The following is a 12,164-nucleotide window of genomic DNA, read 5'->3' on the forward strand; positions in this document are numbered from 1 at the left end:
ATGCCGACCAGTCCGCGTGCGGGGCAACCCGCCGCCCCCGAGGATCTCGTTGACGTCGACGGCTTGCTCGCCGCCTACCACGAGATCCATCCCGATCCCACCGATCCGACCCAGCGGGTGTCGTTCGGCACGTCCGGTCATCGTGGCTCGGCGCTGCGCGGCTCCTTCAACGCCGACCACATCCTGGCCACCACCCAGGCGATCTGCGACTACCGGAAGGAGGCCGGCGTCGACGGACCGCTGTTCGTCGGGATCGACACGCACGCACTGTCGGCGCCCGCGCTCGCGAGCGCCCTGGAGGTCCTCGCCGCGAACGGCGTCGCGGTACGCATCGCCCCGGACGGCGAGGCCACCCCGACCCCGGTGATCTCGCACGCGATCCTGCGCCACAACCGCGAGCGCACGTCAAGCAACAGGACGGGCAGGACGGGCACCACCGGCGCGACCGGCCCGGCGCGCGGCCTCGCCGACGGCATCGTCGTCACGCCGTCGCACAATCCGCCCGCCGACGGCGGGTTCAAGTACAACCCGACGCACGGCGGTCCGGCGGACACCGGCGTCACCAAGGTCATCCAGGATCGCGCGAACGCCCTGCTCGACGGTGGCCTCGCGGGCGTGGCCCGGGTGCCGTACCCGCAGGCGCGCGCCGCCGCCGTGGTCCACGACTACGTCGGCGCCTATGTCGCGGACCTCGGCGACGTCATCGATCTCGACGCGATCCGCGGCGCCGGGGTGCGCATCGGCGTCGACCCGCTCGGTGGGGCGAGCCTCGTGTACTGGCAGGCCGTCGCCGAGCGGTACAAGCTGGACCTCGACGTGGTGAACACCACGATCGACCCGACCTTCGCCTTCATGACGACCGACTGGGACGGCAGGATCCGGATGGATCCGTCGTCGCCGTACGCGATGGCCTCCCTGGTGCGGCTGGCCGGCTCGTTCGACGTCGCCCTCGCCAACGACGCCGACGCCGACCGGCACGGCATCGTCACCGGCACGGCCGGGCTGTTGAACCCGAACCACTACCTCTCCGCGGCCATCGCCTACCTGTTCGGCCACCGCCCGGGCTGGCCGACCGGGACGGCGATCGGCAAGACGCTGGTCAGTTCCAGCATGATCAACCGGGTCGGGGCGAGCCTCGGCCGCGACGTGGTCGAGGTGCCGGTGGGCTTCAAGTGGTTCGTGGCCGGTCTGACCGACGGGAACCTGGGCTTCGGCGGCGAGGAGAGCGCGGGCGCGTCGTTCCTGCGCCGCGACGGCGCGGTGTGGACGACCGACAAGGACGGGATCATCGCCTGCCTGCTCGCCGCCGAGATGACGGCGGTCACCGGCCGGGACCCCGGGCAGTTGTACCGGGAGCTCACCGATGCCCACGGCGCCCCGGCCTACCGGCGGGTCGACGCGCCGGCCACCCCGGCGCAGAAGAAGATCCTGGCCGCGCTCACCCCGGAGAGCCTCAGCGCGACGACGCTCGCCGGTTCGCCGGTGACCGCCGCGCTGTCGCACGCGCCGGGCAACGGCGCGGCGATCGGCGGGGTGAAGGTCGTCACCGACGACGCCTGGTTCGCCGCCCGGCCCTCCGGCACCGAGGACGTCTACAAGATCTACGCGAAGAGCTTCCGGGGCCCCGGGCATCTCGACGAGGTCATCACGGAGGCACAGTCGATCGTCGACGCCGCCCTCGCCCGCGGCTGATCCTGCCGGTCCCAGGCCGGTCCCGGAGCCGGCCGGGGACCGGGCCGGGGCTGGGGACCGTCAAGACGGAAGAAGCCACCCGATGAACGCCTGAAGCTGCTCGATGTTGCGGCACTCCACCATCTCGTCGACGAGCTCGGCGTACACGTTTGTCGCCGCGTCGCCCGAGCCCCAGTAGCTGCGCGGCTCCGGGTTGAGCCAGTAGGAGTGCCGGGCCTGCGAGCACAGTCGCCTGAAGATGGTCGCCGAGGTCGGTCGGTAGTTGTTCCGGGCGTCACCGAGGATCAGCAGCGACGTCTTGGGACCGACCGCCTCGGGGTACTTCTCGGCGAAGACCTCGATGGCATGCCCGTAGTCGCTGTGCCCGTCGAACCAGACGAGGTCCGCCTCTCCGGAGATGCGGGCCATCATGTCGCCGAGGTCGAGGCCGCGCAGATACCTGGTGACCTCGTCGGTCGTGTCGATAAAGGCGAACGCCCGAACCTTGGCGAACTGCTCGCGCAGCGCATGGGTCAGCATCAGGGTGAAATGCGCGAACGAGGCCACCGAGCCGGAGACGTCGCACAGCACGACCAGCTCGGGCTTGTGCGGCTTGTGCGGGCGGTGCCTGGTCTCCACCGGTACGCCGCCGGTAGCCAGCGACGCCCGCACCGTGCGCCGGAAGTCCAGCCGGCCGATGCGGCCGAGCCGGCGCCGCGCGGTCAGCCGGGTCGCCAGCCGCCGGGCGAGCGGGTAAACCTGCCGGCGCAGCTCCACCAGGTCCCGCTGGGAGGCTCGCAGGAACTCGACCTGGTCGCTGAGCGGCTTCACCGCGGTGCGCTCGACCGCATCGAGGCCGCGTTCCTCGGCCATCCGCCGCCGCACCTCGGTGGACACCATCTCCTCGAACTCGCGGATCCGGTCGGTGATGGTCTGCCGGACGGCCCGTTCGGCGAGTCCGCCACGTTCGGAATCCGCCAGCATCGCCGCGAGCAGATCGGCGATGAGGGTCTCCGCCGACATCACCCGCAGCACCCTGGTAGATGAACCACGAGCGGGCGGAGCTGCCGCGCGCCGACCCGAACGCGCTCACCGCCTGCCGGGCAAGCGCGCGCAGCGCCTCGTCGTTGCCGTCATGCAGCGCGTCGAGCAACTGGTCGCGCAGCACCTGGCGCAGCTCCTCCAGCTGCTCGGGCGACAGCTCGCCAGGGTCGACGCCGACGTCCCCCGCCGCGCCGTTCGCCGCCCCGGCCGGGTCGTCCAAGTCGTCCAGGTCGTCCAGGTCGTCCAGCGACACGCTGTCCCCGATCCGGGGCGGGAAGTACAGGTCGAACAGAGTATCGAAAGCCGGCCGGTACAGCGGCCGCTTGCACAGGGTCGCCGCGAACGCTGCCCGGACGGCGTCCCGCTCGGCCCAGCCCAGCGCGCCGATGGCCCTGGCGGCATCCACGGTCTCGGCGCTGCTCACCGGGACACCGGCCCGGCGCAGCGCCGCGGTGAAATCGACGGTGCGGTCCAGCAGGTTCATGCCGGCGCCCCCTCGTGGACGTGCGGCCGTGGCGACGGCCGTCAGCTAGTAATCAGTTCGATGGATTCGATCAGTTCAATGGAGTTGATGGAGTCGATGGGTTGGGCTCGGGCGGTTCAGTTCGCGCCGAGCTTGAGGTGACTGATGGCTCGGGCCTGGTCGCTGGCGTGCTTGAGAACGACGCCGAGGGTCGAGGCGACGGCGGCCTCGTCGAATGTGTCGAATCCGAGCGCGAGCACGGTCTGGCCCCAGTCGATGGTCTCGGCGATGGAGGGCGCCTTCTTCAGTTCCATCGCCCGCAGCGCGCGGACGATCCGGACCAGCGATTCGGCCTGCCTCTCCGGGAGATCGGGCACCCGGGAGAGCAGGATCTCCTTCTCCCGCTCGGCCGAGGGATAGTCCAGGTTGAGGTAGAGGCAGCACCGCTTGAGCGCCTCGGACAGCTCCCGCGTCGCGTTGGAGGTCAGGATGACGAAGGGACGGCGGGCGGCGCTGATGGTACCGAGCTCCGGAATCGTCACCTGGAAGTCGGACAGCACCTCCAGCAGCAGGCCTTCCACCTCGACGTCGGCCTTGTCGGTCTCGTCGACGAGCAGCACCGTCGGCTCCTGGCGGCGGATCGCCGTCAACAGCGGCCGAGAGAGCAGGAACTCCTCGCTGAAGATGTCGTCGTGGGCCTGCTGCCAACCCTCGGCACCGCCGTCTCCCGATCCGGCCTGAATGCGCAGCAGTTGCTTCTTGTAGTTCCATTCGTACAATGCGCGAGCTTCATCAAGCCCTTCGTAACACTGCAGCCGAATGAGCTCGGCGCCAACCGCGGTCGCCAGCGCCTTCGCGAGCTCGGTTTTACCGACACCCGCGGGCCCCTCCACAAGCAACGGTTTACGCAGCCGATCCGCGAGGAAGACTGTGGTGGCAATCGCCTCGTCCGCAAGGTATCCGGTCACGCGAAGCCGTTCCCGCACATCAGCGACTTCGGCGAAAGCGTGTTCCTGCAGCGACATGGCCACCTTCCGTCCCCGTGTCAGGCATCGCCCTGTCCATACTGCCAGGCTGGCGCCGCAGACGGGTGACTACGCCTTGCGCGCCGCCGTCCGCCGGGCGGATACCCGCGGGCTGCTCATCGACCTGTTCGCCGCCGGTTCACCCGGGGATTCTCCCGAGGTGTTCGCCCGAAGTGTTCGCCGGTTCAGCCGATCCGCTCGTAGGCGGGAAGAGTGAGGAACTCGACGAAGGTCTCGCCGAGCGCCGTCTCCTCGAACACCGCCGCCGCGTCCTTCCAGCGGCCGTTGTCGAAGGCGGCGGCGCCGATGGAGAGCCGGATCTGGTCCAGCACCTCCGCCAGAGTGGTCCGGACCAGATCGGCCGTGACCGGACGGCCGTCGTCGAGCACGACCCCGGCGGCTATCCACTGGAAAATCTGACTACGGGAGATCTCAGCGGTGGCGGCGTCCTCCATCAGGTTGTCGATGCCGACCGCCCCGATCCCGCGCAGCCAGCTCTCCAGGTAGCGCACCCCGACGCTGATGTTCCCGCGGACCCCGGCCGCGGTGACGGAACCCGGAGTGTCGCGCACCGCCAGCAGGTCGCCGGCGCCGACCTTGACGTCGTCACGCAACCGGGTGAGCTGGTTCGGCTCGTCGCCGAGCACCGCGTCGAAGACCTCGGTACACACCGGCACCAGGTCAGGGTGCGCCACCCAGCTCCCGTCGAACCCGTCCGCGGACTCCCGCTCCTTGTCGGCGCGCACCTTCGCCAGGGCCGCGGCGTTGATCTCGGGGTCGCGCCGCGACGGGATGAACGCCGCCATCCCGCCGATCGCGTGCGCGCCGCGGCGATGACAGGTGGAGACCAACAGCTCGGTGTAGGCGCGCAGGAACGGCACCGTCATCGTCACGCCGTTGCGGTCGGGCAGCAGGAACTCCGTCGGCCGGGACGCGAACGTCTTGATGGTGGAGAACATGTAGTCCCAGCGGCCGGCGTTGAGTCCGGCGGAATGCTCCCGCAGCTCGTAGAGGATCTCCTCCATCTCGAAGGCGGCGGGCAGCGTCTCGATGAGGACGGTCGCCCGGATGGTGCCGACGGGCAGGCCGAGCTCGGCCTGCGCCGCGGTGAACACGTCGTTCCACAGCCGGGCCTCGAGATGACTCTCCAGCTTCGGCAGGTAGAAGTACGGCGCCACGCCCGTAGCCCGCAGGGCATGCGCGTTGCGGACCAGGTGCATCCCGGCGTCGAAGAGCGCGGCGACGATCGGCTCCCCGTCGACGGTGACGTGCCGCTCCGGCAGGTGCCAGCCGCGCGGGCGCACCACGAGCGTCGCCGTGGACTCGTCGAGCTCGTAACGACGGCCGTCGGGCGAGGTGAAGGCGAGCGTGCCGGCAACGGCCTCACTCAGGTTGTGCTGCCCGACGACCATGTTCGACCAGGTCGGCACATTAGCGTCCTCGAGGTCCGCCATGAAGACCCGGGCACCGCTGTTGAGCGCGTTGATGAGCATCTTGGCGTCGGTCGGGCCGGTGATCTCGGCCCGGCGGTCGACCAGCCCCGGCGCCGGTGACGCGACCCGCCAGTTCCTGGCCCGGATGTCGGCGGTCTGCGGCAGGAAGTCGAGGGTGGCCCCGGCGGCGATCGCGGCGCGGCGGGCGACCCGGGCGGCGAGCAGTTCGGCACGCCGGCCGGCGAACGTGCGGTGCAATCCGGCGACGAAGGCCAGCGCGTCGTCGGAGAGCACCGCGTCGACCTGATCCGCGGTGAGTCCCGGCACGGTCCGCACCGCGGACACCCCGTGCACCGTCACCCCGTCCAACGAGCCCATACCTATTCCCTTCCCGGTTCCGTTGCGTCCCGGACGGCCCGATCCGGCGGGCCCGGTAACCCGGACCTCAGGTGACCCGGACCTCAGGTGACCAGATGCCCGTCGCCGACGCCGACCCACGTCGTCGAGGTCAGCTCGGGCAGCCCCATCGGGCCGCGGGCGTGCAGCTTCTGGGTGGAGATGCCGATCTCGGCACCCATCCCGAACCGCTCCCCGTCGGTGAAACGGGTCGAGGCGTTCACCATGACGGCCGCGCTATCGCAGGTCGTGATGAACCGTCGCGACGCCGGCAGAGACCGGGTGACGATCGCCTCGGTGTGCCCGCTGCCCCAGCGCCGGATGTGCGCGACCGCGTCGTCGAGAGAGTCGACGACGGCGACGGCCATGTCCAACGACAGGTACTCGGCCGCCCAGTCGTCGTCTGTGGCGAGCAGCACCCGCGGATCGACGGCGCGCACCGCCTCGTCGCCGTGCACGGTGACCCCGGCGTCGTGCAGGGCGGCCAGCACCCGAGGCAGGAACTCCCCGGCCACGCCAGCGTGCACGAGCAGGGTCTCCGCCGAGTTGCACACCGAGACCCGCTGGGTCTTCGCGTTGACGGTGATCGCAAGCGCCTGGTCGAGGTCGGCGTCGGCGTCCACATACACGTGGCAGTTGCCGACCCCGGTCTCGATGACGGGCACCGTCGACTCCTCGACGACCGCCCGGATCAGACCCGCGCCACCCCGCGGGATGAGCACGTCGACGAGCCCGCGCAGCCGCATCAGGTGCTTGACCGCGTCGTGGTCCACCCCGGGGACAAGCTGCACCGCGTCCGCCGGCAAGCCGCTCGCGACGGCGGCGGCGCGCAGCACCGCCACCAGCGCGGTGTTGGAACGCACCGCGGAGGCGCTCCCGCGCAGCAACGCGGCGTTGCCGCTCTTGAGGCACAGGCCCGCGGCGTCCACCGTGACGTTCGGCCGGGCCTCGTAGATGATCCCGACGACGCCGAGGGGCACCCGGATCTGGCGCAGCTCCATCCCGTTCGGCAGCACCCGGCCGCGCACGACCTCGCCGACCGGGTCCTCCAACGCCGCGACCTGACGCAGGCCGTCGGCCATGCCGGCGAGCCGGGCTGGGGTGAGGGTGAGCCGGTCGACTATCGCCTCGGCGGTGCCCGCCGCCCGCGCGGCAGCGACGTCCTCGGCGTTCGCGGCGAGAATCTCCGTGGAACGGGCGATCAACGCGTCGGCCATGGCGAGCAGCGCGCGGTCCTTCTCGGCGCGGCTACGCGGGGCCAGCAGGGCCGCCGCCGCCTTGGCACGGACGGCGCTGCCTCGGACATCCTCCGCAGAGGTGCTCATCTCGGGTCCTCCGTTAGGCGGGCGCCGCGGCGCTGCCCGCCGCTACGAGGCTACCGGTGGCACGGCGGTCGTGCCGTTCATCGCTCCTCACCCGCATCCGTCACCTACTCATCCCTGCATCCGTTAAGAATTCGTAATGAAGTAATTAATGCAAGCCAATATGCGTCTTCGCAGGTCACGGGCTCGCGAGGACCCCGAAGTGAACAAGTTATTTTATTCCTAATCCTAACTACTCATCTACTTATCCCGTTATCCAGGTCCGCGATCCGCCAGGTCCGCGACAGGCAGGGACGCGACAGGCAGGGACGCGGAGGGTGATAACCGGAACAGCCGGAAAGGCGCGCAGTTCGGACCCCGTGACGATCATCTCGACGGGGTTGCCTACCGTGCTCGCATGCGTGCGCTGCACACGTCCGACTGGCATCTCGGGCGTGGCCTGTACGGTCACGATCTGATGCCGGCCCAGGCGGCCTTCGTCGATCATCTCGTCAACGTCGTCCGTTCCGAGGGCGTCGACGTCGTGCTCATCGCCGGCGACGTGCACGATCGGGCGATCCCGCCGGTGGGCGCGCTGGAGCTCTTCGACGAAGCGCTCTCCCGACTGCGCGGCGCCGACACCCGGGTCGTGGTGATCAGTGGCAACCACGACGCGGCCCGCCGGCTCGGCGACAAGGCCGGCCTGCTCGACCCCCGCGTCCGCATCCGGACGGATCCGGCCGCGGTCGGGGATCCGGTCGTCGTCGAGGATCCCGCCGGGGCGGTCCGGGTATACGCGATCCCCTACCTGGAGCCGTCGGCGGCGAACTCCCGGCTTCCCGAACCGGCGCAGGCGCCATCCGGCTCGGGCGCCCCGGCCGCCGGGCTCCCCGCCGCGACGATGCACCGGGCGATGCACCGGGCCATGCACGCGGTGCGGGCCGACCTCGCACGGTATCCGGCTGCCCGGTCCGTCGTGGTGGCGCACGCCTGGGTCACCGGCGGGGCGGCGAGCGAGAGCGAACGCGACATCAGCGTCGGCGGAGTGGGCAATGTGCCGGCCCAGTTGTTCGAGGGGATCACCTATACCGCACTCGGCCATCTGCACCGGCCACAGGCGATCGCCCCGTCCGTCCGCTACAGCGGATCGCCACTGGCCTATTCCTTCTCGGAGTCCGGCGACGCGAAGGCGTCGCTGCTCGTCGAGATCGGTCCGACCGGGCTGGGGAACGTGACCCGGATCGGCGTTCCCGCCCGGCGGCGGATGGCCCTGCTACGCGGCAGTCTTGCCGACCTCCTCACCGACCCCGCCCATGCCCCGCGCGAGGCCGACTTCGTCTCCGCCGTGCTGACCGACCCCATCCGCCCCATGGACGCCATGGCCCGGTTGCAGCGCCGGTTCCCCTTCGCCCTGCGACTCGCGCATGAACCGGAGACGGAACCCGACGAGATGCTCAGTTTCGGCCGGCGGACCCGGGGACGCTCGGAGCTGGAGATCGCCGAGGCCTTCGTCGCCCATGTGCGCAGCGCTCCCTCGGCTCGGGAACGTGCTCTGCTCGCCGAAGCCCTCGGCGCCGCCCGCCGGGCCGAGGAGGAAGTCGCCTGATGCGTCCCCACCACCTGACCCTGGCGGCGTTCGGCGCCTTCCCCGGCACCGTCGAGATCGATTTCGACGTCCTCGGCAGCGGCGGCCTGCTCCTGCTCTGCGGGGAAACCGGGGGCGGCAAGACGACGCTGCTCGACACGGTCGGGTTCGCGCTGTTCGGCCGGGTGCCGGGGATGCGCGGGGAGGTCTCCGGGCCGCCGGACCTGCGCTCGCACCACGCCGCGGCATCCCTGCGGCCGGAGGTGACGCTGGAGTTCACGGTGGCGGCGGGACGCTTCCGGATCACCCGCAGCCCCGCCTGGGACAAGCCGAAACGCGGCGGCGGGACGACCCGCGCCCATCCGACGGCGCGGCTGGAACGGTTCGACGGCGCCGGCGGCTGGGAGATGGCCGCCACCCGCATGGAGGACGTCGGCCATGAGATCGACCTGCTCGTCGGCATGAGCGACAAGCAGTTCTTCCAGGTCATCATGCTCCCGCAGGGACGCTTCGCTGACTTTCTCCAGGCCGACCACGGTGCGCGCGAGAAGCTCCTGAAGCGGCTGTTCCACGTCAACCGCTTCGAGTACGCCGAGCAGTGGCTGCTGGACCGGGCAAAGATCGCCGCCGAACGGCTGGCGCTGGCCCGCGCTGAGCTCGACCGGGTGACCGCCCGGGTCTCGCAGGTGGCGGCCGTCGACGAGCCGGAGGATCCGACGGCCGACGCCGGCTGGGCCGCGGACCTCGCCGGGACCGCCGCGGCGGCGGCCATCTCGGCCGACGAGGCGGCCGGCGCGGCGGCAGCACGGCGCACCTCGGCCGAGGAGGCCCTGGACCAGGCACGCGACCTCGCCCGACGCGTCGAGCAGCGCCGAATACTGGCCGCCCGGCAGGAGGAGCTCGCGGCACAGGCACCCCGGATCGAGCTGCTCACCACCGGGCTGGACGCGGCCCGCCGGGCCGCTGTCGTCGCGCCCGCCCTGGACGAGGTCCGCCGCCGCACCGCGGCGGTCCACCGGGCCGAGGCCGACGAACGCGACGCCCGGGACCGGCTCGGACGCCATCCATCCGGGCTCCTCCCCGGGGGAGAACCCACCCCCTCGGGACCGCTGCCCGAGGAGGCCACCGGGAGGCCTGCCGAGGCGCCTGCCGAGGAACTCGCCCGCCTGGCCCGCCTCGCCCACACCGAGACCGGGCGACTGGAAACGTTGACCGACACCCTCGCCGCCGCCGAGCGGGACGCCGAGGAGGCCACCGGGGCCGACCGGGACACGGCCGCCCACACCCGGTCCGCCGCCGAACTCGCCGAGGCGATCAGCGTCACGCTGCCCCGCGCCCGTGTCGAGGCCGAGGCCCGGGTGGAGGTCGCCCGGCGAGCCGGCGCCGCCCTGCCCGGCCTGGTCGAACGGGCCCGGTGGGCCAAGGAGCTGGCCTCCGCCGTCCGGGAGGGGCGGCAGGTGCGGACCGTGGCCGACGAGGCCGAACGAGACGCATCCGCGGCCCGGACCCACGCATCCGACCTCCGGCGGCAGCGATTCGACGCCATCACCGCCGAACTCGCCGCCGCGCTTGTCCATGACACGCCTTGTCCGGTCTGCGGGGCCCTGGAGCATCCCGACCCGGCCGAGACCCGGGCCGATCATGTGAGCAAGGACGCCGAGACCGCGGCCGGGCAGGAGGCGGACCGGCTCGCCGACGCCGCGACGAGGGCAGGCCGGGCGGTGGCCCACTGGGAGTCCCGGGTCCGGGCGCTGCACGCCGACCTGGTCGGCCCAACGGACGGGGACGACCGCGCGGACCCGAACGACAGGGCGGACCCGGACCACAGCGCGGACCCGGACGACCGCGTCGAGGCCGCCTTCGCCGAGATCCGCGCGCTTCCGGTCGCGACGCTACTGGGCGGCTCCGAGGCGCCGGTCGCGGATCGGCTCGATGAACTCGCCGCCGTGCTGACCCACACGGTCCGCGCCCGGACCCGGGCGGCTAAGAAGCTCGCCGCGGCGGAGGCCGCGTTGCGCGAGGTCCACGAGAACGAGAAGGAGGCCGCGGCCCGCCATTCCGCCGCACGGACCGCGGCGCAGGCAGCCCGGGAACGCGCGGCGGACGCCCGGGGCCGTGCCGCCCGGCGGCTCGCCGGCGTTCCGGCGGAGCTATGCGACCCCGAGGCACTGGCCGCGCGCCGCCGTGCCGTCACCGCCCTCGCCGCCGATCACGAGGCCGCGCAGGCCGCGGCCCTGGCAGCCGAGCAGGCCCGGGCCGAACACATCCGCGCCGGGACGGCCGCCCTCGACCAGGCGCGGCAGGCGGGGTTCTCCGACCTGGACGACGCCGCCGAGGCCGTGCGGGACTCCGACTGGATGCGCCGCGCCGCGGACGAGATCCGAGCCCATCGGGACGAGCTCGTCGCCGTCGGGGCCAGGCTGGCGGGCGAGGATCTCGCCGTCGACCCGGACACCGAGGTCCCGCTGGCCGACCACGAGACGGCCGTGGCCGACGCCCGCGAGGTCCACGAGAGCACGCTCGCCACGGCCGCACGCGCCCGGGAACGGGCCGAACGGCTGGCCGCGCTGGTCACGGAGTTCACCGAGAAGCTCACTACCCTGGATCCGCTGCGGGAGGCGGCGGACGAGCTGCGGGGACTCGCCGATCTGGCCGCCGGGCGGGGTGCCAACACCGAGCGCATGCCGCTGTCCAGCTTCGTGCTGGCGGCCCGGCTGGAAGAGGTGGCCGCTGCCGCCAGCCATCGGCTCGCGGCGATGAGCGGCGGCCGGTTCACTCTGGTGCACGACGCGGGGGAAAGCCGCGACAAGCGCCGGCGCGCCGGCCTCGGGCTGCTGGTCGACGACGCCTGGACCGGCCGGCGGCGCGACACCGCCACCCTGTCCGGCGGGGAGACCTTCCAGGCGGCGCTGTCACTGGCCCTCGGGCTCGCCGACGTCGTGACGGCCGAGGCGGGAGGCCGGCGGATGGACGCGCTGTTCATCGACGAGGGTTTCGGCACGCTCGACCCGGACAGCCTCGACGAGGTGATGACCGTCCTCGACGAGCTGCGTTCCGGCGGCCGGCTCGTCGGCGTCGTCAGCCATGTCACCGAGCTGCGCCAGCGCATCCCGAACCAGATCCGGGTCGTCAAAGGGGTCGGCGGCAGCCGGGTCGAGACCACGTCCTGACCCGGACGCACCACTGACCCGGACACACTGCTGGCCCTAACACACCGCTGGCCCGGATACACCACTACTCGGCCGG

6 protein-coding genes and 1 pseudogene are annotated in these 12,164 nt (G+C 72.0%); 3 read left to right on the forward strand and 4 right to left on the reverse strand.

What is annotated here, in order from left to right; genetic code table 11:
- Positions 1 to 1,692 (forward strand): phosphoglucomutase (alpha-D-glucose-1,6-bisphosphate-dependent) (gene pgm, locus AC08OJ_RS14585; RefSeq protein WP_476595994.1); only part of this gene is annotated, 1,692 nt, incomplete at its 5' end.
- Between the two features lie 60 nt (positions 1,693 to 1,752).
- Here pgm and AC08OJ_RS14590 read toward each other — a convergent pair.
- The 4 genes and pseudogenes from AC08OJ_RS14590 to AC08OJ_RS14605 form a co-directional block, all read right to left on the reverse strand.
- Positions 1,753 to 3,199 (reverse strand): annotated as a pseudogene (locus tag AC08OJ_RS14590) (vWA domain-containing protein).
- A gap of 116 nt (positions 3,200 to 3,315) precedes the next feature.
- The gene (locus AC08OJ_RS14595) at positions 3,316 to 4,203 is read right to left on the reverse strand and encodes an AAA family ATPase (protein WP_476593464.1); all 888 of its coding nucleotides are present in this window, start codon (positions 4,201 to 4,203) and stop codon (positions 3,316 to 3,318) included.
- 185 nt (positions 4,204 to 4,388) lie between these two features.
- On the reverse strand, positions 4,389 to 6,014 hold the full coding sequence (gene aceB, locus AC08OJ_RS14600) for a malate synthase A (RefSeq protein WP_476595995.1): 1,626 nt from the start codon (positions 6,012 to 6,014) through the stop codon (positions 4,389 to 4,391).
- An 83-nt stretch (positions 6,015 to 6,097) separates the two neighbouring features.
- Complete coding sequence (locus AC08OJ_RS14605; protein ID WP_476593462.1) at positions 6,098 to 7,357, reverse strand: glutamate-5-semialdehyde dehydrogenase; 1,260 nt, start codon at positions 7,355 to 7,357, stop codon at positions 6,098 to 6,100.
- A 394-nt stretch (positions 7,358 to 7,751) separates the two neighbouring features.
- Here AC08OJ_RS14605 and AC08OJ_RS14610 point away from each other — a divergent pair, with 394 nt between their 5' ends.
- The gene (locus AC08OJ_RS14610) at positions 7,752 to 8,939 is read left to right on the forward strand and encodes an exonuclease SbcCD subunit D (RefSeq protein ID WP_476595996.1); all 1,188 of its coding nucleotides are present in this window, start codon (positions 7,752 to 7,754) and stop codon (positions 8,937 to 8,939) included.
- On the forward strand, positions 8,939 to 12,088 hold the full coding sequence (locus AC08OJ_RS14615; protein WP_476595997.1) for an AAA family ATPase: 3,150 nt from the start codon (positions 8,939 to 8,941) through the stop codon (positions 12,086 to 12,088). Before AC08OJ_RS14610 ends, AC08OJ_RS14615 begins: the two co-directional genes overlap by 1 nt.
- Positions 12,089 to 12,164 lie beyond the last annotated feature (76 nt).

This window comes from Frankia sp. CgKIO3 (assembly GCF_977946435.1).

Coding starts and splice junctions, on each gene's coding strand:
- AC08OJ_RS14595 (WP_476593464.1), bottom strand. CDS start 4,203: ATGTCGCTGCAGGAACACGCTTTCGCCGAAGTCGCTGATGTGCGGGAA.
- aceB (WP_476595995.1), bottom strand. CDS start 6,014: ATGGGCTCGTTGGACGGGGTGACGGTGCACGGGGTGTCCGCGGTGCGG.
- AC08OJ_RS14605 (WP_476593462.1), bottom strand. CDS start 7,357: ATGAGCACCTCTGCGGAGGATGTCCGAGGCAGCGCCGTCCGTGCCAAG.
- AC08OJ_RS14610 (WP_476595996.1), top strand. CDS start 7,752: ATGCGTGCGCTGCACACGTCCGACTGGCATCTCGGGCGTGGCCTGTAC.
- AC08OJ_RS14615 (WP_476595997.1), top strand. CDS start 8,939: ATGCGTCCCCACCACCTGACCCTGGCGGCGTTCGGCGCCTTCCCCGGC.